The following is a 19,144-nucleotide window of genomic DNA, read 5'->3' on the forward strand; positions in this document are numbered from 1 at the left end:
GTTAGGCCGCCAGATAGGCAAATCCGTCTGGCAATAAGGCGGAGCCGTGATGGCGAGGGACCGTTGGTCCCGAAGTCCCCGATCCTACACTGCCAAGAAAAGCCTCTAGCGAGGTGAGAGGTGCCCGTACCGCAAACCGACACAGGTAGGCGAGGAGAGAATCCTAAGGTGCGCGGGAGAACTCTCGTTAAGGAACTCGGCAAAATGACCCCGTAACTTCGGGAGAAGGGGTGCTCTCTTGGGTCACAAGCCTGAGGGAGCCGCAGTGAAAAGGCCCAAGCGACTGTTTATCAAAAACACAGGTCTCTGCGAAGCCGAAAGGCGAAGTATAGGGGCTGACACCTGCCCGGTGCTGGAAGGTTAAGGGGAGCGCTTAGCGGAAGCGAAGGTGCGAACCGAAGCCCCAGTAAACGGCGGCCGTAACTATAACGGTCCTAAGGTAGCGAAATTCCTTGTCGGGTAAGTTCCGACCCGCACGAAAGGTGTAACGACTTGGGCACTGTCTCAACGAGAGACCCGGTGAAATCATACTACCTGTGAAGATGCAGGTTACCCGCGACAGGACGGAAAGACCCCGTGGAGCTTTACTGCAGCCTGATATGGAATTTTGGTATCGCTTGTACAGGATAGGTGGGAGCCTGGGAAGCCGGAGCGCCAGCTTCGGTGGAGGCGGCGGTGGGATACCACCCTGGCGGTATTGAAATTCTAACCCGCACCCCTTAGCGGGGTGGGAGACAGTGTCAGGTGGGCAGTTTGACTGGGGCGGTCGCCTCCCAAAAGGTAACGGAGGCGCCCAAAGGTTCCCTCAGAATGGTTGGAAATCATTCGGAGAGTGCAAAGGCAGAAGGGAGCTTGACTGCGAGACAGACAGGTCGAGCAGGGACGAAAGTCGGGCTTAGTGATCCGGTGGTTCCGCATGGAAGGGCCATCGCTCAACGGATAAAAGCTACCCCGGGGATAACAGGCTGATCTCCCCCAAGAGTCCACATCGACGGGGAGGTTTGGCACCTCGATGTCGGCTCATCGCATCCTGGGGCTGTAGTCGGTCCCAAGGGTTGGGCTGTTCGCCCATTAAAGCGGTACGCGAGCTGGGTTCAGAACGTCGTGAGACAGTTCGGTCCCTATCCGTCGCGGGCGCAGGAAATTTGAGAGGAGCTGTCCTTAGTACGAGAGGACCGGGATGGACGCACCGCTGGTGTACCAGTTGTCCCGCCAGGGGCACCGCTGGGTAGCTATGTGCGGAAGGGATAAGCGCTGAAAGCATCTAAGCGTGAAGCCCCCCTCAAGATGAGATTTCCCATCGCGTCAAGCGAGTAAGATCCCTCGAAGATGACGAGGTCGATAGGTCCGAGGTGGAAGCGTGGCGACACGTGGAGCTGACGGATACTAATCGATCGAGGGCTTAACCACGAACAACGGAGAATGCCGCCTGGCCAAACGGTTTCTTCCAGATGGACGGTTATCTAGTTTTGAAGGAATGAAATCAATTCCTAACTTGACAAAACTAGCCACTCATATATAATATATCTTGTCTATTGCTTGACTAGTAATAATAAGGTGAAGGCTTGTTTTATTTCCTCAGGGCAGTTTATACGGAGGATTAGCTCAGCTGGGAGAGCACTTGCCTTACAAGCAAGGGGTCGGCGGTTCGATCCCGTCATCCTCCACCATAATACGGTTCAATACAATCGGGAAATTAGTATTCAGTGTATGAATTTTCTCAGTGCAGTTTTCTATTTCCAAAGAATCTTTTCGAATAAGAAATGTTAATTATGGAAACGACTGCTTTTATGCCGGCTTAGCTCAATTGGTAGAGCAACTGACTTGTAATCAGTAGGTTGCGGGTTCAAGTCCTGCAGCCGGCATTGTGATAATCATGTTGACCATTAGTTTAGCACAGAAAGCAACGTGTCTCAGTTTTGCCAATCAATTGCGAGTTGCTTCGACTCTTCCAATGTATTATGGATAGAGGGAGAGGCAAAAAAACAATAACTGTCTTCATTTACTGTATGAGCCATTAGCTCAGTAGGTAGAGCATCTGACTTTTAATCAGAGGGTCGGAGGTTCGAATCCTCCATGGCTCACTCTTTAGTTGCGGGTGTGGCGGAATTGGCAGACGCACCAGACTTAGGATCTGGCGCTTTACGGCGTGGGGGTTCAAGTCCCTCCACCCGCATCTCTTGATGAAGTTGCGGAAGTAGTTCAGTGGTAGAACACCACCTTGCCAAGGTGGGGGTCGCGGGTTCGAGTCCCGTCTTCCGCTCCAGTAACCGCCCGCCGGGGTGGCGGAATTGGCAGACGCACAGGACTTAAAATCCTGGGGTAGGTAACTACCGTGCCGGTTCGAGTCCGGCCCTCGGCATATGCGCTCGTAGCTCAATTGGATAGAGCATCTGACTACGGATCAGAAGGTTAGGGGTTCGAATCCTCTCGAGCGCGTTATACATTAGCGTATGTTGAAAGCGGGAAGTAGCTCAGCTTGGTAGAGCACATGGTTTGGGACCATGGGGTCGCAGGTTCGAATCCTGTCTTCCCGATTTTGAAAGAGAGGGGCCTTAGCTCAGCTGGGAGAGCGCCTGCTTTGCACGCAGGAGGTCATCGGTTCGATCCCGATAGGCTCCACCATGGCAATTAAGTTTATGGCGGCGTAGCTCAGCTGGCTAGAGCGTACGGTTCATACCCGTGAGGTCGGGGGTTCGATCCCCTCCGCCGCCATTGTGTAATGGACCTTTAGCTCAGCTGGTTAGAGCAGACGGCTCATAACCGTCCGGTCGTAGGTTCGAATCCTACAAGGTCCACCATATCCTTTATTGTGATGGAGGAGTACCCAAGTCTGGCTGAAGGGGTCGGTCTTGAAAACCGAGAGGCGCCGCAAGGCGCGCGGGGGTTCGAATCCCTCCTCCTCCGCCACATATATTGTTGCTATCATCGCGGGGTGGAGCAGTCCGGTAGCTCGTCGGGCTCATAACCCGAAGGTCGCAGGTTCAAATCCTGCCCCCGCAACCAAATTGGTCCCGTAGTGTAGTGGTTAACATGCCTGCCTGTCACGCAGGAGATCGCGGGTTCGAGTCCCGTCGGGACCGCCATAGTTGAATGGGTGTTAGAGAATGGCTCGGTAGCTCAGTCGGTAGAGCAAAGGACTGAAAATCCTTGTGTCGGCGGTTCGATTCCGTCCCGAGCCACCACACTTATTCTTTAGGAAACGCGCTTTGTGTGCCGGCTTAGCTCAATTGGTAGAGCAACTGACTTGTAATCAGTAGGTTGCGGGTTCAAGTCCTGCAGCCGGCACCAGATTGTGGCGACTATGGCGAAGTGGTTAACGCACCAGATTGTGGCTCTGGCATGCGTGGGTTCGATTCCCACTAGTCGCCCTTGCCATGCGGGTGTAGTTTAGTGGTAAAACCTCAGCCTTCCAAGCTGATGTCGTGGGTTCGATTCCCATCACCCGCTTTCTTGGGCCTATAGCTCAGTTGGTTAGAGCGCACGCCTGATAAGCGTGAGGTCGGTGGTTCAAGTCCACTTAGGCCCACCATGTTGCATATTATTTCATTGTGAGTTAAACTATAGGTAGATTGTCCCTCATGCCTGAACATTTTGGTTTGAAGTTACTTCGATATGCACAATAGTTGCAACTTTTAGTTTATTCCGCAATAGCTCAGCGGTAGAGCAACCGGCTGTTAACCGGTAGGTCGTAGGTTCGAATCCTACTTGCGGAGCCATACGGAGAAGTACCCAAGTGGCTGAAGGGGACGGTTTGCTAAACCGTTAGGTCGCAGTTTTGCGGCGCGCGGGTTCAAATCCCGCCTTCTCCGCCATCGACATGTGGCCCGTTGGTCAAGTGGTTAAGACACCGCCCTTTCACGGCGGTAACACGGGTTCGAATCCCGTACGGGTCATGGAAGCACCAGAAAACTGGTGCTTTTATTTTTATTGATTTGTTATGTTTCAACAGGAAAAGCGAAATTTGTCGAATTTTTGCGGATTATAGTTGCAATATAATCAATCCTTTGCTATAATCAATGTCGTTAATTGATCTGAAGGTACACTTGGTTATATATGGAATTAAAATCGCATAAAGCGGGTGGGGGTTAGTAGGGAAATACTTGCTGGACAAATTCGCTGCGAGCCGCCTCGGTATATTTGGCTTCTTTGAACAACTGGTTGCGGGTTGAGGAAGTGGCAGGGCAATTTCGGATGTGTGCAGTTTGAAAATAATGTGCGGGTGTAGTTTAGTGGTAAAACCTCAGCCTTCCAAGCTGATGTCGTGGGTTCGATTCCCATCACCCGCTCCATCCATATCGGGTACAACGCAGTGTTTCGTTTCTAAAAAGAACGAGGCATTGCGTTTTTATTTTTTATATAATTTGCAAGGCAGCATCCCCCCCGTGGATTTGCAAGAACATGTTTTGCATTGACTGCAGCAGTTTTTTGCATTGCTCTTGTGTCATGGATGGCAATAAATATACAATTTGGACAGCGTTTTTCGTGTCTTTTGTGACAGCTGTCCGCTGCGAATCAACAATTGGACTGCCAAATGGCCCATGAATGTCTTTTGATACGAGTTTACGGGAAAAGTTGACAGTGCGCCCATTGATGGCGATATACTCATCTTGATCTGTTCCTATCTCAACGGCAACCGGTCCCTCTAATTTATCTAAGTCGTAAATGCCGATTGGAATTTTATAATATAAGGAAAAGAAATTGTTCACATCAGCTGCCGAGTGGATAGTTGGGACAAAATTTTTCTTTTGAATACGTCGATATAAGCTTTCTGATGAAGGGCGATATTTGCTCGGATCTGTGCCGATTGCTTTAAAGATTCTGCGCCATTCTGCTAATTCGAGAATGTCGGCGACAGCGGTTTCCTGCAAATCAAAATAAATGGATTCTTGAAATAATTGGAGTTTCCCTTTTAACATTTGCGGAGAATCATCGACGACGATATCATTATACAATATCACACCTATTTTAAATTCAGGAATGGCCTGTTTTATCGCTTCGGAAACAGCAATATCCATATCTTTTTCACCTCCAAATTTTTTCTTTATTGTAACATAGATTCCGGATTTTGGCGAAAGGAGGGATAAACGATGGATGCGGCAGCGTTGAAACAAGAAATTATTGAATATAGCAAAACGATCGGGATTGATAAAATTGGATTTGCCAGCGCTGATCCATTTGTCGAGTTAAAAGAACGGCTTCGTCGCCAGCAAGAGTTAGGATATCAATCAGGATTTGAAGAACAGGATATTGAGAAAAGAACGAATCCTTCGCTGCTTTTGCCTGAGGCAAAATCCATCATTGCGATTGCCTTGGCGTATCCGTCCAAAATGAAAAATGCTCCGCGTGGCACAAAAATGGAAAGAAGAGGGATTTTTTGCAGAGCGTCATGGGGCAAAGATTATCATGACGTTTTACGGGAGCGGCTTGAAAAGTTAGAAGCATTTATTCTCGAGAAGGTTCCCCTTGCCAGAGTAAAATCAATGGTGGATACTGGGGAATTGGCAGACCGCGCGGTTGCGGAGCGTGCCGGAATTGGATGGAGCGGAAAAAATTGTTCGATTATTACTCTAGAGTTTGGTTCTTATGTTTATTTAGGAGAAATGATCACCAACATTCCGTTCCCGCCTGATGAACCTGTTGAGAGCCGCTGCGGAACATGTACGAAGTGCATCGATGCTTGCCCGACGGGAGCACTTGTACAGGGGGGACAGCTGAATGCCCAGCGATGCATCTCGTTTTTAACACAAACAAAAGGCTTTTTAGCCGATGAATTTCGCGATAAAATTGGAAACCGATTATACGGTTGTGATACGTGCCAGATGGTTTGTCCTGAAAATAAAGGAAAGGACTTTCATCTCCATCCGGAAATGGAGCCAGATCCTGAAGTGGTGAAACCAAAATTAATTCCGCTTTTGCATATAAGTAACCGGGAGTTTAAAGAAAAGTTTGGTTCGCTTGCTGGGGCATGGCGCGGGAAAAAACCGATTCAACGAAATGCGATTTTAGCGTTGGCGCATTATAAAGATAAAACGGCTGTTCCGCATTTGTTAAAGCTGTTAAAAGAAGACAGCCGCCCTGTCATTCGCGGAACGGCAGCGTGGGCGCTCGGAAAAATAGGTGATATGCGCGTTATTCCCGATTTAGAGGAAGCTGGCAGGACGGAAAAAGATCATGAAGTCCTTTTGGAAATACAAAAAGGATTGCAATTATTGCGTTCGAAGCAGGAAAAGGGAAAAAATCGCTCGCCTGCTACGTAAAGTAGTAGCAAAAACGAAAGTGGTGAGCGATGGTGAAAAAACAGCTGCAATGTTTATTAGAAAAAAGAGCGCAGCTTTTCGTGTCTAAAGACGGACGCAATGAAGAAGAAGCAGTGGAAAGGAAGCGCCGGCTGTTCGAAAAACGAGGGGCAGAAATTGTCCGCTGCACGATTAACAGTCAAATTATCAGTAAGTATGTTATGGAAAAAGAGGGAAGGGTCATTTATTTGGCGCATTATCAGTTTTTAGTTAAACATGGCACTGAGATGTATGTTGAGGAACAAGTAGAAAAAAGAAAAGCATATTTTGAACGCGGAGAGCTGATGAAGGATGAAAAAGTGGCTTCCGCAGAACCGGGAACGGCTCACCCCCGTTTAGAACGCGAGATGTTAATGGATGAAAGAATTTCCTATGAATATGATCGGGCAAAAGCGGTGCGTTATGCCGAAACGTGGTGGAACAGCTACAATCCAGCGTTTCCGCGGTTTGAAGTGAATTGCACGAATTTTGTTTCTCAATGCGTGCACGCAGGCGGAGCACCGATGACTGGATATCCGAATCGTGCAAAAGGATGGTGGTGCAAAAACAGCAATTGGAGTTACAGTTGGGCAGTGGCGCATTCTTTCCGCTGGTATTTAAGCGGAACACGCGTCGGCTTGCAAACGATGGAAGTGTCGTCACCAGAACAGTTGATGGCTGGAGATGTTATTTGTTATGATTTTCAAGGAGATGGCCGCTTTGATCATTCCACGATTGTCGTGGCGAAGGATGCGAACGGAATGCCGTTAGTGAATGCTCATACAACGAATAGCCGCATGCGCTATTGGTCGTATGAAGATTCCACAGCGTACACGCCGAATATTCGCTATAAATTTTTTCATATTATTGACCGAAAGTGACGATATGTTTTGAGGTGAATCGATATGCCATTACATGTAGTATTATATCAACCGGAAATCCCAGCAAATACGGGGAATATTGCACGCACTTGCGCGGCAACAGATACGGCGCTTCATTTGATTCGTCCGCTTGGTTTTTCCACAGATGATAAAATGTTAAAGCGCGCGGGGCTGGACTATTGGCCGTACGTCAATATTTCTTATTACGATTCGCTTGATGAATTATTTGGGCGGTACCCGCACGGAGAGTTTTACTTTATTACGAAGTTTGGCAAAAAATATTATGATTCTTTCGATTTTAGCGATACCGAAAAAGATCTTTTTTTTGTGTTTGGGCGTGAAACGACGGGATTGCCAAAAGATTTGCTTGAAGCGAATATGGACCGTTGTCTGCGCATTCCGATGAATGATAAAGTCCGTTCATTAAATCTGTCCAATACCGCCGCTATTTTAGTGTATGAAGCGTTGCGCCAACAAAAATTTAACGGTTTATTTTAAAAATAAAAAAACGACCTTCTGAAAAGGAGGTCGTTTTTTTGCATTAATTTTTTACGCCTGGTTTATCTTCATAGCCAGCCGTAAAGATTGCAGTTAAGAAGGCGATGATCACACCTAATACGAGCAATGTACGCATGCCGCTTCCTCCTTCACGAATGTTTGTCCCACCTTCTCATTATAGCGGATATGGCGAATGTTGTGAATGGGAAGCGTTATCACAGCAAACAGACAAATTTTTTTTTGCAATGAATGATACGGGACATCCTTGCATACATTGTAATAATCTTGTTGTTAAGACATCAAGGATAAGGAGGTCCTTTATGGATATTTTAAAGAAAATTGCACAATACCGGGAAGAAGAGGAACGGCTGAAATGGGAAGGTACATTCGCAGAGTATTTAGAGATTCTGAAAGAAAAGCCATGGATTGCTCAGTCCGCACATTCACGCGTTTATAATATGATTAAAGATGCTGGAATCGAGGTAGTGAATGGGAGAAAACGATATAAATTTTTCAGTAATCAGTTATTTGGATTGGAAGAGGCGCTAGAACGTTTAGTGGAAGAATATTTTCATCCGGCAGCAAAGCGGCTTGATGTGCGAAAACGTATCTTATTGCTGATGGGGCCTGTTGGAGGCGGGAAATCCACGCTTGTAACGCTGTTAAAACGGGGATTAGAAGCATATTCGCTAACGGATCGCGGCGCTGTGTATGCGATTAAAGGATGCCCGATGCATGAAGAAGCATACATATGATAAGTAAACTACAAAAGAGCTGCTTGATGGCAGCTCTTTTTCATTGTGATATGCTATCGGAAGCGGTAGTCTGTAATTTTAAGCTTTGGTGGTTCTGGATATTTTCCCATTTTTGTCGGTTCAACGATTTCAATGGTGATGTACTCAAACAAAGAGCGAATGGCGTACTTTTTCGCTTCATAGCTTAGGTTGTGCCATTCTTTTTTAATATTTTCTAACACTGTTTTGATTTCTTCAAGTGATGCTTCTTCTTCGTATTCGTTCAGAAGTTCGTATAATTCCATTTCCTGAATGGCGATCTCTTGCATGCGCTTGTTGTATTCGTCTTTGGGAATTTCTCCTTCGATGTAGAGTTCTTTGATGCGTTCTTTTCGCCCTTTCAGTTTTTGCAGTTGTTTTTCAATAAAGTCAGTGTCTAATTCTTTTTCCGATTCATTCGTTTCGACTTCAAGTTCTAGCTTTTCTGGAATATGAAGTGCTTCCAAAAACGCTTTTTCGATCGCTTCTTCGGCGATCGTTTGCACATCGCAGTTGCCAAATTTAAAGCGGCCTTGGCATTTATAGTAGCGGTATACGCCTCCGGACTTCCGTTTTCTTTGAGCGCCTGTAAATGACTTTCCGCATTTGGCGCAGCGGGCGACGCCGGAAAAAGGGTAATGGTTGTCTGAACGAAATGCCATATTGTAGCGATTTTGCAAAAGCTCTTGTACTTCTTGGAATGTTTCTTTTGAAATAATAGGCACGAAATTTTCTTGTTTAATTGGTGTAACTACGGGCTGCCCGCCAAGTTTTTGTTTGGACATGCTGCGGTAGTTCCAGCGAATATAGCCGGCGTAAATCGGATTGCGCAGAACATAGCGAACGGAAAAGTCGCTCCACATTTCCCCTTTTTTCGTTTTCACGCCACGTTGGTTAAGCTGCTTTGCGATGTTTTGAGAGCCGTGTGTTTTGTATTTCTCAAAGATAAAACGCACCCATTTGGCTTCTTCCTCATTGATGCGCAGCTCCCCGTCGACCAAATCGTATCCGTATGGGGCAGGGGCGCCGTTTCTTTGTCCTGTTTTGGAGCGTTCAAGCATATTTTCGAAGACGCGCTCTGCGATGGTTTCCCGTTCCCATTCTGCAATTGTAGCAACGATAGTGATGAAAAGGCGTCCGTTTGCTGTTGTCGTTTCAAATGACTCTGTGGCAGATTTGAACATAACATCATATTTTTGCATGATTTTAAGCAGTTTATGTAGATCGAGGACCGAACGAACAAGCCGGTCCAAACGATAAACAATGACGACATCGAATTTCTTTTGCTGCATATCCTTTATCAGCCGTTGCAAAGCGGGGCGGTCCATGTTTTTGGCTGAATAGCCGTCATCGCAATAATCATCCACAATCGTCCATCCTTGCGAAAGCGCAAATGCTTCGAGCCGCATTTTTTGTGCTTCTAAGGAGAAGCCTTCTTCTTTTTGCATATCGGTGCTTACCCGACGATACATCACGCATCTCATCAGTCTGCCTCCTTTTTATATTGTATTCATCGGGCAGGACATACTTGACTGAAATGGCAGGCATGCTGAAAAAAGCATTTTTTCTCCTAAGCATACCGATTTGCAGGTGGCTTCTGGAACAATATCTCACCTATTGTTCGGCCGTTGCATAACTAATATGCGGTTTCTGATCTGTTCCAAACGTTCTTTGCATAATTCAACAGGGATAACACAGATCAGCAACCAACTTCGCTGAAGTATTTGGCGCAAAGGAAAATAAATGAAACGTCGGGACGGATGGAGCAAGTCTGCTGGGTGAAAGGAGCGGAGCGGAAAGAAGATAAACAAGTGATCAGCGAAATTCTCGACACAGCAGTGTCGATTTAATCTCATAGCGGTTTTGCCGGGAATATGACTTTTCTATGAAATCGAAAATCGATTTTCAAAAGCTGGCGGAGATCCATAAAGGCAAAGCGGTGGGATAAGTTAATCTATCGACCTGTTAGTCTACTAATACTACCTTGTCTTGAAAGCATATATATCCCTAAACCCAAAAAAGGAGGGGGTCCGCATGAAGATCAACCTGACTGTTGAGCAAGCGAAAAAATTTCTATTGTGCTTCGTAGAAGACGCAAAACGCATCGTAAAAGAACGCAAACGCCAACAAAAAGAAGCAGCTAATAAAGGAAAAGCAGGCTAACTTGCGGCAGAAAGGAAGGAAATGAAGCCCCTGCTTATTTAATGAATGACGCAGATTATGATGGTATTAAGCATTCGGAAGAAGCGTAATGAATTATCTAAACTTGGAACAATACCGCGGCAAATCATTTTGGCTGATTTTTCGATAAAAGGGAATCTGGTGTCCGTATTGGGCAATACAGACAGTTTTAGTTAGCATGTTTGGACGATGGACGATATTTGCGGAGAGTATAAGGAAGCATGAAACATTAGCGGCTTTATTTAGACGAGCTTCTCAAAAGGAATGAAACAAAGAATTCGATCGGTATTGAGAAGCTGGATGTTATTGCTGTTGTGTTGGTTTGTATTGTTATACAAGAAATTGAATGCAGAAAGTTTTCGCTGAATAGTATGGCAAGGAAGAAATTTTATATTTCTTCCTTGCTCCCATTCTCCAAAATTCTAGCAATCTCTTTAAGAATTTGATTTTTCTCTTTTAATATTTTTATTAAACTTACTGCGAACCACACACCAAATATCAGTAGACCAATATAAATAATAAACGGAATAAAAGCAAGTAACGGAAACAAGCTTACAGAAGAATTCATGTTAGACCTCCAAAATGTTTTTGGATAATTATAACACAAGAGGTAAATAACGAAAAGTCAATTTGAAGCCTTAATAAACAATGAAATTACAGATTGGTGAACAGTTATGAAGAAAACATGCAGCTGCTTTCAATGAAAATGAAATAAGGTGAGGTGAGGAAAGAGTGACAGGAAAAAAGCCTCGCCAAAAAACGTGCGGGAATTAGGCGAGAATACCGTTCAGTATTAAAGAACATGAATGGAGAGGAACTATCATCAACATGGTACGGATTTTGGAACAAAGATGAAGAAAAGATGAAACAAGCTGAAGTAGCAGCAGCAAACTTAACCAACGAACAACTTATAAAATGATTTTAGAGAAGAGTATTGGAAACACAATAGCAAACATAAAGAAGAGCGTAATTACCTGAATAATTTATTTAAAGCTGGAATTAATTCATTAAAATATGGCTTGATAATGAAATCCTTAGCCCCTATTTGAAGGGCATCAATAATGAAACTTTTTTGCCCCATCGATGAACAAATTATTACTTTCGCTTCTGGATCAAATTTTAAAATACTTTTTAAAGCATCTAATCCATTCATAATAGGCATAATTAAGTCAAGTATAACAATGTCAGGTGTTTTTTCTTGGTAAAGAGATACAGCATTACTGCCATCAGAAGCTTCAGCAACAACTTGGTAACCATTATCGGTTAAAAGTTTCTTTAATAAATTTCTCGTAAACCTTGAATCGTCGGCAATTAATACAGTTTTATACATTTAAACCACCTTTCACTTAAAAAGTAAAGCAAATGGAAAATTTTTGTTGTAAAAAATGCGCATCTTGCATTTTACCCTTTTGAGTAATTTGTAGATGGAATATCAGATTTTTTGTATAAATTTGTCGAATTTTGTCTAACAATTCTAGAAAGAAATATTAACAAATTTTATAGTGAAATTTACATAGGAAAAATTCATTATTTTTGAAAATAGAAAACTGTTAAATAGTACTGTTGAGCTATTAAATAATAAAAAATATTCAGAATGACAGTTGTGTTTCCAAAAAGGCAAAGGAAGGGGATGAGATGAGAGAAATTAAGTTCGTACTTTTGTTTACCAGGAAAAGAGGATGCTGAATGTGAGAGGGAACTTAACGAATGAATCAGTTACGATAAATATTCACATATAGCGGCAATCAAGTACGCACAATTGTTAAAGATGAGAAAATTAGTTTGTTGCTGGGGATGTTTGCGATATATTCGATATATTCAATCATTCCAATCATAAAATGGCAGTATCCCGGCTCACTGAAGATGAGGTACACCGCTTCGCTTGGCCGCCGCCAACTAGCGGCGATCGTGAATGAAGCGGGTTTATTCATTGATTCTGACCAGCGATAAACCGCAGCCAAGGTTAAACACTTGATTGCGCATGAAGTTATTCTATCAATTTACAAAACTGGTAGTTAATGTGGATTCCGAAAATGTTTAGCGAGGCTTCACGCCTTGCTTCGAATATTCCATCAACTAATTTTGGAAATTCAAGCACTTAACCTACGACTCTTGTCTAATCAAATTTATTATCCTGATCATATATTGAAGCATCAAGTGAAGAGAGGTGAAGTATGTTGTCAAAAAATAGAACAGAAAATCATCATGGTAACAATAAACCAAGGGTAAGATGTGATTGTGTTAATGGGCAAGTGGTGACAGTGCATGGACCTGTACAAGCAGGGCCTCCGGGACCTCCAGGACCTCCGGGGCCTCCAGGGGCTGGTGCCATTATTCCATATGCATCTGGAGTAACTCCTGTTGCATTGACCAGGGTTGATGTAGCAGGTGTAGTAGCCAGTATTGGAGCTATCCTTGGATTCGGAAGTTCTGCGCCAACTGTTAATCTTGATACAGGGGTACTGGATCTAGGTGTTGGTGTCACGAACATTCCTGACTTTGCATTTGTGGTTCCTCGTACCGGGACAGTTACATCCATATCTGCATTCTTTAGTGCTACAGTGGGAGTAACTTTAACTGCAGCTGAAACAGTTAGAGCAGAATTATGGAGAGCGCCGGCAGCTAGCAACACCTTTACGCCAACAGGCGTTTTCGTAGATTTAGCACCAGCTTTCGGCCCTGGAGTTACCGCTGGCGATACTGCAACTGGCACTGCAACAGCATCATTGCCGGTAGTTGCCGGTGACAAACTATTGCTGGTTGTTTCTTTTGCACCTGGCGGCACCGCTATCAGTACTCTTACAGGTTTTGCAAGTGCAGGCGTTGGAATCAGTTAATTTCACTTAGTAACAAACTTCAAAGATATCGAGATCAAGTCGACATAAGAAACATTCTTACATGACAACGCCTTTCTTTTTGTTTTTCCTGTAAGAACATCGATAACCGTTCGAGGAATGGCAGGTTTATGGAAGAAAACTGAAGGAAAGTATGAAAAAGACAAAAAGGGAGCATATATTATACATGACTAATATGTTCAACTTGTCGACTTTGCCGACAAGCTGAAGAGGATGTCCCAAAAGTGTTCGCATAGCGTTCGCTTTTGGGGCACTTTTTTGGGCAAAAAAAGAAGAAAACCGTTCCTTTTTTGGTATAATAGAGTCACCACAACCCTACCAAGAAAGGACGGTTTTCTTATGTACATTTATTATAACCGAGATCAACTCATTTTGCCAATGGATCTTGAAATTCTCATTCCCAAACATCATCTTTGCCGGATCGTGGATCTAGCCGTGGAAAAAATGGATCCAGCTCTGCTCGTTTCCCTCTATCCCGGCGGAGGCCGCCCAGCCTATCATCCGAAAATGATGTTGAAAGTCATCCTGTATGCCTACGCCAATCGGATCTATTCCTCTCGCCAAATCGCCAAGCAATTGAAAGAAAACATTTATTTTATGTGGCTATCCGGCCATCAAACACCGGATTTCCGCACCATCAACCGATTTCGGTCGGAACGGATGAAGGACATCATTTACGAAACGTTTTTCTCCATTGTCGATCTTCTGCGTCAAGAAGGGTTGGTCAAACTAGAGGATTACTTTCTGGATGGAACGAAAATCGAGGCCAGCGCCAACAAGTACACGTTCGTTTGGCGCAAATCAACGGAAAAGTACGATCAGAAGTTGGAGGAGAAATTCCGGAAAATCGTAGCCTCGATCGAACAGGTGGTAAAAGAGGATGAAGAGTCGGAACAAGAAGGAGATTTTCAAGAAAAGCTGGAAGCTTCACCGATCACGTCTGAAAAGATCGAAGCCGTGATCGAACAAGTGGAAGAACATCTAAAGAAAGAGCCGAAGAATCGCACGTTAAAGAAAGCAAAACAGCAATTGGAACAAGACATTCTCCCCCGTAAGAAAAAATATGAAGAATACAAAAAAGTGTTAGGCGAACGAAACAGTTTTTCGAAAACGGACCCCGATGCGACGTTTATGCGGATGAAAGACGACCATATGAAAAACGGCCAGCTCAAACCGGGATATAATGTGCAGATAGGGACAGAGAACCAATTCATCACTGGATTTAGCGTGCATCAACGGGCGGGGGATGCCGGATGCTTCATTTCACATTTGGAGCAATTGGCCGCCTATGGGCGTCCCATGCCTAAACGAGCGATTGCGGATTCCGCCTATGGGAGTGAGGAGAACTACACGTACTGCGAGAAAAAGCAGATCGTCGCGCTGATCAAGTACAACACATTGGACCGGGAACAAACGAAAGCGTGGGCGAAAGAGATCGGCCGAATCGAGAACATGACGTACGATGAGGAATTGGATGAGTGGATTTGCGCGAAAGGGGAACGGCTGGTGTTTGTGTATAAACGGAAGGAAACGACCGACAACGGGTACGTCATCGTCAAACGGACGTATCGTTGTACAGCATGTGCCGGATGCCCGTTTCAAGCAGCATGTGCCAAAGGCAAAGACACGAAAACCATCCGCGTTTCCTTGAAAAATCAACAACAACGGCAAGAAATCCGGAAACGGCTGTCCACGGAAGAAGGGGCGACGACATATCGAAGACGGCAAATCGAAAACGAGCCGGTGTTTGGGCAAATCAAGCATAATCAGCAATTTCATCGGTTTTCATTGAGAGGCCTCCCAAAAATTACCTTGGAGTGGGGTCTAGTTTGTGCTGCCCACAATTTGAGAAAGTGGGCCACAACGACCGACCCAACAAGGAAAAAATAGGATAAAATTCGGAAATAAGGAGAAATTCCTGCCTCAAAAAAGGAATAAATAACCAAATGGTAAGAAAAAGAAACAGAGGCTACTCTCAAAAGGTCGGTTTAGACGACCTTTTGAGACAGCCTCTTTTATTTTTTGCTGGAATGAAGTATTTTTCCGGTTATCTATTTAGGGATTGAAACCTTTATACCCGAAGTTGCACAGGTTCAATTCAATTATAACGGTCGCTGCCATCTGAGCCAAATCCTAATTCCCCGGATGAATTTTTCCCCCCCAAACCCATAATGTCCCATCTTTTCGAAGTGCGATAGTATGTCCATCACGTGTGTCTAAAGAAATGATGTTTGTTAGTTTCTTTATTTGAATTGGATTCTTTATTATAAACTTATCAGGATTATCCCGTCCTTTTATTCCAATTCCCAATTGTCCCTCGTTATTTTGTCCTTGTGCCCAAACAGTGCCATCTTTCTTAAGCACCAAATTATGCACATAACCTGTCTTAACCATTACTGCATCTTTAATTCCTTTTACTTGAGAAGGCTTTTTCGTCCAATTCTTGCTTGCTATAAGCGGTATTTGTTTGCCTAATTAGCCCCAATATTGCTGATATGGAGGAACGTAAGGCTGGTGTTGGCATTGTGGGGGATATTGCTGATGCCAGTTTAAATATGGATGGGATATATTTTCCTTCGCTTTGTTGCAGTTTTTGTATGGACCTATATAAGTTGATGGTTTAATTGGTGCAATTGCTTGTTTCCATTGATTTTCATCGAGGCAATAAGTATGTGCCATGATCTTTGCAGGAGTAAATTTTAAAATGTCAGAACCTAAAACTACTTCTGGAGTTGGTGCATCAAAAATGGCCAAAAGATGGGTGTTGTTAACTTTAGCTACTTCATAATGCCACCAACCTCGAGGAATGTTTACCACATGTCCGGGTGTCATCGAATAATGGAGGAGTTGTTTTGTAAATGGGTTGAGTATTGATACAGTGGCAGCACCAGAAATACAATAGACCAGCTCGGCTGCATTTGGGTGATAGTGCGGTTCTATGACATTATTAGCACTTAGGAAAATATCGAGCAGAGACACATTTTCCAGTGTATTCAACTGTTTTACACCTAATACGTTAATATAATTATTGTTATCTTTTTTAAACAAGGGGCTTTTATTGATGTCAAAAGTGTATTGGGGTGCTTGGGATGTGTTATCCATATAGGAAACCATAAATTCTCTTCACCTCTTTACTTAGTAAAAACCAACTTTATATAGGCATGTTATGAACTAACAGTGAGTTTGGTGTGCGCAGTTATTAAAAATTAGCGTATAGTTCAGAGACAGTGCGAAGCATGAAGCAAAGGAGGCGGAACATTCCATTTCTTGAAGAATTTATCAGGAAGAACGTGTTGCAAAACGCGTAATGGATACATCAATGCACATAAAAAATCCGCCACATACAGTATTCTCCAATCGCGCTAATCGACAGCACAGCCATTCGCAGCAGTCTTTACGATTGGAAGTATCCATCTGGTATCACTGGTTGAAAAGATGTAAGTGCCATTTCTGCACTACTTTATGTAGACGCATCCAAAGAAGAATTAGGCAAAAGCATTTAAATTATTGCTTTTTAGTAGCATAAATGCTATCATGTGTGTAATAATAATAAGTAAAGGGTAGAGGATGTTGTTTAAGGTAATATACGCAGGAAATGTTAAGGAATTTGAAAATTATCTTTTGAGTAAAGCAGAGCAAGAACTTAGACAAAAAGGCCGTCCGGGTGTATGGTGTCATGTTGCTGATGTATATGCAAGGCAACTTACGATTATCCAACATAACCCATATCCTTCTGATCCGGAGGACAACAGCTTTCCGGACGATATAACCCCTCCGTCATTGAAACATATTAACATGAATACTCAATATAATAATTTTTACAGATGGGGCATAAGGGGCGGAAGAACTGGAAATCACAGAATTATATTTGCAATCCATAATTTTTCCAAAGTCATACTGCTTCATTATTTTGACAAGCAGTATAATGGAGCGATAAGACGAGAGGATATTGTGCCTGCCGAATCAGCATATGAACGTTATTGCACTTTTGATCCTTACCTTTATTAATGAACTGGGAGGGAAAAGAATGAGTGATTTTTTTAAGAAATATGCAGCTATTCGCGGCGAGCAGCATGTTAAAAAACTTCAATTAGAAGGAACTATCGCTGCACAGATCAAAACAAGACGGAAGCAGCTGAATATGACTCAACAGGAACTTGCAGACCGTATTGGAGTCCCAAAATCAACGATTGGGAGAATTGAAGCGGGGCTTACAAGTCCAAGGGTAGAGACGCTTTTTAAAATTTCGCAGGCATTGAATACTCCTTTCATCATTGATGGCACAAGCAGACAGGACCATAACCTGCATGTTCAAATTTAGTGCTATATTATCGCAGCAGTTCCTTGGAGAGAAAATTCTCCAAGGAACTTGTTTTTTAAGGGGAAAATGTATGATGCAGTTTGAAATCAAAAACTTCACCGCTGAAACTGATGAAATGATAAGAACGTTTGACCGGCATTATTGATATCTTGCCCTGCAGCAAGCAGGAAGAGCAAAGGAGACGGAACATTTCATTTTTTGAAGAAGAAATTATCCAGAAAAAAAGATGGATCTTTATGACCCATCCTACAAAAACTAAAAACTTTATCGATGCATTCAAGATTAGTAACCGCCACCAGAGAAACAACTACATCCAACAATAATTAAAAGGATAAACAGCACCACAATTAAAGCAAAGTTTGATCTGAATCCACTTGACATTTTTGTTAACCTCCTGTTTTAAAAGGATAGTACATTCTATGTAAAACATAGCGAGCCTGTATAAGACAAACAGTGCAGGTAATGAAAAAATGATGAATCCGTTTAACGGTTGATGGGCACGAACGGTGAAAGCGCGCAACAACTTTTGATTTTCTGGAAAAACAATCTGTTTGCAGAATAAAGACACAAAAAAGCTATAAAAAATCTATAAAAAAGCCATAAAAAAAGCCGCAGTTTTCCTCATATACTGATATATTTGATATTAGGTGTTATCCCCTCCTCTATTTTGATATAGATTTTTCCGCTCGTCATCCTATGCAATGTGCATATGCGAGGCCGGGTTTTATTGATGATGGCGGGCGGAGAAAACGTGTTAAGACGTATGCCATGAATATAGCGATACCGTGTGTATCATCCCCTATGCCACCCTGTCTTGTCCGGATTATCCCGGACGCTTCTTGCGCTGATGCGTGAGGGTTAAGCAAGATAAGGGTGGCGTTTTCTATTGAACAGGTAAGTTCGGCAAAGAAAAGCTTATATGAATATGATGGACGGAATGAAACATTTATAATGACAAAAACCCAAAAGCTCCATACAAATAATACAAATGGTAATTTGTTTTGGTTGGAGATGTTCTTATGACACGCTGGATCGACATATCCACAAACAAACATCAATTAAAACTTTATGATGGCCATAGGTTAATAAAAGTGTATCCCATTGCTGTCGGTAAAATGTTAACCCCAACCCCTTCAGGAATATATACAATTATCAATAAACAGCGCAATCCCGGAGGTGCTTTCGGGGTATTGTGGCTGGGTTTATCAAGGCCTCATTATGGAATACATGGAACGAACAACCCTTCTTCTATTGGCAAAAATGTGTCACGTGGATGTATTCGAATGTATAACCATGATGTTATCGAATTATCGTCAATGGTTCCGGTTGGAACACGTGTCTATATTCATAAATGAGG

General features: G+C 43.4%; 16 protein-coding genes, 23 tRNA genes, 1 rRNA gene and 1 pseudogene (1 of these 41 only partly in view). 34 read left to right on the top strand and 7 right to left on the bottom strand.

Translation table 11 applies throughout. The annotated features are described in order from the left end of the window. The 24 genes from AOT13_RS06030 to AOT13_RS06145 all read left to right on the top strand — a co-directional run. Positions 1–1,410 (top strand): 23S ribosomal RNA (locus AOT13_RS06030); it begins 1,520 nt to the left of the window's first position. Positions 1,411–1,594: 184 nt separating this feature from the next. Then, positions 1,595–1,670, top strand: a tRNA-Val gene (locus tag AOT13_RS06035). A gap of 122 nt (positions 1,671–1,792) precedes the next feature. Further along, a tRNA-Thr gene (locus tag AOT13_RS06040) sits at positions 1,793–1,865 on the top strand. A 146-nt stretch (positions 1,866–2,011) separates the two neighbouring features. Next, a tRNA-Lys gene (locus AOT13_RS06045) sits at positions 2,012–2,084 on the top strand. Between the two features lie 10 nt (positions 2,085–2,094). After that, a tRNA-Leu gene (locus AOT13_RS06050) sits at positions 2,095–2,176 on the top strand. Between the two features lie 15 nt (positions 2,177–2,191). Further along, a tRNA-Gly gene (locus AOT13_RS06055) sits at positions 2,192–2,266 on the top strand. Between the two features lie 10 nt (positions 2,267–2,276). Continuing rightward, positions 2,277–2,362: transfer RNA gene (locus tag AOT13_RS06060), tRNA-Leu, on the top strand. Positions 2,363–2,365: 3 nt separating this feature from the next. Beyond that, positions 2,366–2,439 (top strand) — tRNA-Arg (locus AOT13_RS06065). 24 nt (positions 2,440–2,463) lie between these two features. Beyond that, positions 2,464–2,537, top strand: a tRNA-Pro gene (locus tag AOT13_RS06070). A gap of 12 nt (positions 2,538–2,549) precedes the next feature. After that, positions 2,550–2,625 (top strand) — tRNA-Ala (locus AOT13_RS06075). 16 nt (positions 2,626–2,641) lie between these two features. Beyond that, positions 2,642–2,715, top strand: a tRNA-Met gene (locus AOT13_RS06080). A 9-nt stretch (positions 2,716–2,724) separates the two neighbouring features. Then, positions 2,725–2,801 (top strand) — tRNA-Ile (locus AOT13_RS06085). A 16-nt stretch (positions 2,802–2,817) separates the two neighbouring features. Beyond that, a tRNA-Ser gene (locus AOT13_RS06090) sits at positions 2,818–2,910 on the top strand. Positions 2,911–2,929: 19 nt separating this feature from the next. Beyond that, positions 2,930–3,006: transfer RNA gene (locus AOT13_RS06095), tRNA-Met, on the top strand. Positions 3,007–3,010: 4 nt separating this feature from the next. Then, positions 3,011–3,086: transfer RNA gene (locus AOT13_RS06100), tRNA-Asp, on the top strand. Positions 3,087–3,109: 23 nt separating this feature from the next. Next, positions 3,110–3,185, top strand: a tRNA-Phe gene (locus tag AOT13_RS06105). Positions 3,186–3,215: 30 nt separating this feature from the next. Continuing rightward, positions 3,216–3,291, top strand: a tRNA-Thr gene (locus AOT13_RS06110). A gap of 7 nt (positions 3,292–3,298) precedes the next feature. Then, positions 3,299–3,371 (top strand) — tRNA-His (locus AOT13_RS06115). Between the two features lie 8 nt (positions 3,372–3,379). After that, positions 3,380–3,450: transfer RNA gene (locus AOT13_RS06120), tRNA-Gly, on the top strand. A gap of 5 nt (positions 3,451–3,455) precedes the next feature. After that, positions 3,456–3,532 (top strand) — tRNA-Ile (locus AOT13_RS06125). Between the two features lie 112 nt (positions 3,533–3,644). Beyond that, positions 3,645–3,719: transfer RNA gene (locus AOT13_RS06130), tRNA-Asn, on the top strand. Between the two features lie 3 nt (positions 3,720–3,722). Continuing rightward, positions 3,723–3,815: transfer RNA gene (locus tag AOT13_RS06135), tRNA-Ser, on the top strand. A gap of 9 nt (positions 3,816–3,824) precedes the next feature. After that, positions 3,825–3,896: transfer RNA gene (locus tag AOT13_RS06140), tRNA-Glu, on the top strand. Between the two features lie 322 nt (positions 3,897–4,218). Continuing rightward, positions 4,219–4,292 (top strand) — tRNA-Gly (locus AOT13_RS06145). Between the two features lie 63 nt (positions 4,293–4,355). Here AOT13_RS06145 and AOT13_RS06150 read toward each other — a convergent pair. Next, positions 4,356–5,018: a B3/B4 domain-containing protein gene (locus tag AOT13_RS06150; protein WP_003252774.1), complete on the bottom strand. Its 663-nt coding sequence runs from the start codon at positions 5,016–5,018 to the stop codon at positions 4,356–4,358. A gap of 72 nt (positions 5,019–5,090) precedes the next feature. Here AOT13_RS06150 and queG point away from each other — a divergent pair, with 72 nt between their 5' ends. The 4 genes and pseudogenes from queG to AOT13_RS06170 all read left to right on the top strand — a co-directional run. Then, positions 5,091–6,260: a tRNA epoxyqueuosine(34) reductase QueG gene (gene queG / locus AOT13_RS06155; RefSeq protein WP_042386200.1), complete on the top strand. Its 1,170-nt coding sequence runs from the start codon at positions 5,091–5,093 to the stop codon at positions 6,258–6,260. A gap of 32 nt (positions 6,261–6,292) precedes the next feature. Continuing rightward, on the top strand, positions 6,293–7,159 hold the full coding sequence (locus AOT13_RS06160) for an amidase domain-containing protein (RefSeq protein ID WP_003252772.1): 867 nt from the start codon (positions 6,293–6,295) through the stop codon (positions 7,157–7,159). Between the two features lie 24 nt (positions 7,160–7,183). Continuing rightward, complete coding sequence (gene trmL, locus AOT13_RS06165) at positions 7,184–7,657, top strand: tRNA (uridine(34)/cytosine(34)/5-carboxymethylaminomethyluridine(34)-2'-O)-methyltransferase TrmL (RefSeq protein WP_003252771.1); 474 nt, start codon at positions 7,184–7,186, stop codon at positions 7,655–7,657. 320 nt (positions 7,658–7,977) lie between these two features. Beyond that, positions 7,978–8,400 (top strand): annotated as a pseudogene (locus AOT13_RS06170) (protein prkA); the annotation flags it as partial. Between the two features lie 65 nt (positions 8,401–8,465). On the opposite strand, the gene AOT13_RS06175 reads toward AOT13_RS06170, so the two are convergent. Next, on the bottom strand, positions 8,466–9,914 hold the full coding sequence (locus AOT13_RS06175; protein WP_013401589.1) for a recombinase family protein: 1,449 nt from the start codon (positions 9,912–9,914) through the stop codon (positions 8,466–8,468). Between the two features lie 550 nt (positions 9,915–10,464). Here AOT13_RS06175 and AOT13_RS21210 point away from each other — a divergent pair. After that, entirely contained in the window at positions 10,465–10,593 is a 129-nt protein-coding gene (locus AOT13_RS21210; RefSeq protein ID WP_013401588.1) for a hypothetical protein, read from the top strand. Between the two features lie 406 nt (positions 10,594–10,999). Here AOT13_RS21210 and AOT13_RS06180 read toward each other — a convergent pair whose 3' ends face one another. Both AOT13_RS06180 and AOT13_RS06190 read right to left on the bottom strand, forming a co-directional pair. Continuing rightward, on the bottom strand, positions 11,000–11,179 hold the full coding sequence (locus AOT13_RS06180) for a hypothetical protein (RefSeq protein ID WP_013877444.1): 180 nt from the start codon (positions 11,177–11,179) through the stop codon (positions 11,000–11,002). 402 nt (positions 11,180–11,581) lie between these two features. Then, on the bottom strand, positions 11,582–11,941 hold the full coding sequence (locus AOT13_RS06190) for a response regulator (protein ID WP_042386204.1): 360 nt from the start codon (positions 11,939–11,941) through the stop codon (positions 11,582–11,584). An 844-nt stretch (positions 11,942–12,785) separates the two neighbouring features. Here AOT13_RS06190 and AOT13_RS06195 point away from each other — a divergent pair. Together AOT13_RS06195 and AOT13_RS06200 are read left to right on the top strand one after the other, a co-directional pair. Further along, entirely contained in the window at positions 12,786–13,448 is a 663-nt protein-coding gene (locus AOT13_RS06195; protein ID WP_042386208.1) for an exosporium glycoprotein BclB-related protein, read from the top strand. A gap of 357 nt (positions 13,449–13,805) precedes the next feature. Beyond that, entirely contained in the window at positions 13,806–15,356 is a 1,551-nt protein-coding gene (locus AOT13_RS06200) for an IS1182 family transposase (protein ID WP_060678127.1), read from the top strand. A 243-nt stretch (positions 15,357–15,599) separates the two neighbouring features. Here the strand turns inward: AOT13_RS06200 and AOT13_RS06205 are convergent, their stop codons facing one another. Together AOT13_RS06205 and AOT13_RS06210 are read right to left on the bottom strand one after the other, a co-directional pair. Beyond that, positions 15,600–15,860, bottom strand: coding sequence for an RCC1 domain-containing protein (locus AOT13_RS06205; RefSeq protein WP_232511573.1), 261 nt, complete (start codon positions 15,858–15,860; stop codon positions 15,600–15,602). A gap of 81 nt (positions 15,861–15,941) precedes the next feature. Next, complete coding sequence (locus AOT13_RS06210) at positions 15,942–16,580, bottom strand: cupin domain-containing protein (protein WP_042386104.1); 639 nt, start codon at positions 16,578–16,580, stop codon at positions 15,942–15,944. Between the two features lie 453 nt (positions 16,581–17,033). On the opposite strand from AOT13_RS06210, the gene AOT13_RS06215 reads away from it, so the two are divergent. Both AOT13_RS06215 and AOT13_RS06220 read left to right on the top strand, forming a co-directional pair. Beyond that, positions 17,034–17,474: a hypothetical protein gene (locus AOT13_RS06215; RefSeq protein ID WP_013401582.1), complete on the top strand. Its 441-nt coding sequence runs from the start codon at positions 17,034–17,036 to the stop codon at positions 17,472–17,474. A gap of 19 nt (positions 17,475–17,493) precedes the next feature. Continuing rightward, on the top strand, positions 17,494–17,787 hold the full coding sequence (locus AOT13_RS06220) for a helix-turn-helix domain-containing protein (protein WP_003252757.1): 294 nt from the start codon (positions 17,494–17,496) through the stop codon (positions 17,785–17,787). 282 nt (positions 17,788–18,069) lie between these two features. Here the strand turns inward: AOT13_RS06220 and AOT13_RS19415 are convergent, their stop codons facing one another. Beyond that, positions 18,070–18,168, bottom strand: coding sequence for a YjcZ family sporulation protein (locus AOT13_RS19415; protein WP_013877441.1), 99 nt, complete (start codon positions 18,166–18,168; stop codon positions 18,070–18,072). 638 nt (positions 18,169–18,806) lie between these two features. Here AOT13_RS19415 and AOT13_RS06225 point away from each other — a divergent pair. After that, on the top strand, positions 18,807–19,142 hold the full coding sequence (locus tag AOT13_RS06225; protein WP_013401581.1) for a L,D-transpeptidase: 336 nt from the start codon (positions 18,807–18,809) through the stop codon (positions 19,140–19,142). The last annotated feature ends 2 nt before the right edge of the window (positions 19,143–19,144 follow it).

Source organism: Parageobacillus thermoglucosidasius (assembly GCF_001295365.1).
Lineage (GTDB): Bacteria > Bacillota > Bacilli > Bacillales > Anoxybacillaceae > Parageobacillus > Parageobacillus thermoglucosidasius.

What these genes read in the sequence shown, in the direction of transcription:
- AOT13_RS06150 (WP_003252774.1), bottom strand. Translation starts at nt 5,018, where the DNA reads ATGGATATTGCTGTTTCCGAAGCGATAAAACAGGCCATTCCTGAATTT.
- AOT13_RS06225 (WP_013401581.1), top strand. Translation starts at nt 18,807, where the DNA reads ATGACACGCTGGATCGACATATCCACAAACAAACATCAATTAAAACTT.
- AOT13_RS06215 (WP_013401582.1), top strand. Translation starts at nt 17,034, where the DNA reads ATGTTGTTTAAGGTAATATACGCAGGAAATGTTAAGGAATTTGAAAAT.
- queG (WP_042386200.1), top strand. Translation starts at nt 5,091, where the DNA reads ATGGATGCGGCAGCGTTGAAACAAGAAATTATTGAATATAGCAAAACG.
- AOT13_RS21210 (WP_013401588.1), top strand. Translation starts at nt 10,465, where the DNA reads ATGAAGATCAACCTGACTGTTGAGCAAGCGAAAAAATTTCTATTGTGC.
- AOT13_RS06195 (WP_042386208.1), top strand. Translation starts at nt 12,786, where the DNA reads ATGTTGTCAAAAAATAGAACAGAAAATCATCATGGTAACAATAAACCA.
- AOT13_RS06220 (WP_003252757.1), top strand. Translation starts at nt 17,494, where the DNA reads ATGAGTGATTTTTTTAAGAAATATGCAGCTATTCGCGGCGAGCAGCAT.
- trmL (WP_003252771.1), top strand. Translation starts at nt 7,184, where the DNA reads ATGCCATTACATGTAGTATTATATCAACCGGAAATCCCAGCAAATACG.
- AOT13_RS06175 (WP_013401589.1), bottom strand. Translation starts at nt 9,914, where the DNA reads ATGAGATGCGTGATGTATCGTCGGGTAAGCACCGATATGCAAAAAGAA.
- AOT13_RS06190 (WP_042386204.1), bottom strand. Translation starts at nt 11,941, where the DNA reads ATGTATAAAACTGTATTAATTGCCGACGATTCAAGGTTTACGAGAAAT.
- AOT13_RS06210 (WP_042386104.1), bottom strand. Translation starts at nt 16,580, where the DNA reads ATGGTTTCCTATATGGATAACACATCCCAAGCACCCCAATACACTTTT.
- AOT13_RS19415 (WP_013877441.1), bottom strand. Translation starts at nt 18,168, where the DNA reads ATGTCAAGTGGATTCAGATCAAACTTTGCTTTAATTGTGGTGCTGTTT.
- AOT13_RS06205 (WP_232511573.1), bottom strand. Translation starts at nt 15,860, where the DNA reads ATGGTTAAGACAGGTTATGTGCATAATTTGGTGCTTAAGAAAGATGGC.
- AOT13_RS06200 (WP_060678127.1), top strand. Translation starts at nt 13,806, where the DNA reads ATGTACATTTATTATAACCGAGATCAACTCATTTTGCCAATGGATCTT.
- AOT13_RS06180 (WP_013877444.1), bottom strand. Translation starts at nt 11,179, where the DNA reads ATGAATTCTTCTGTAAGCTTGTTTCCGTTACTTGCTTTTATTCCGTTT.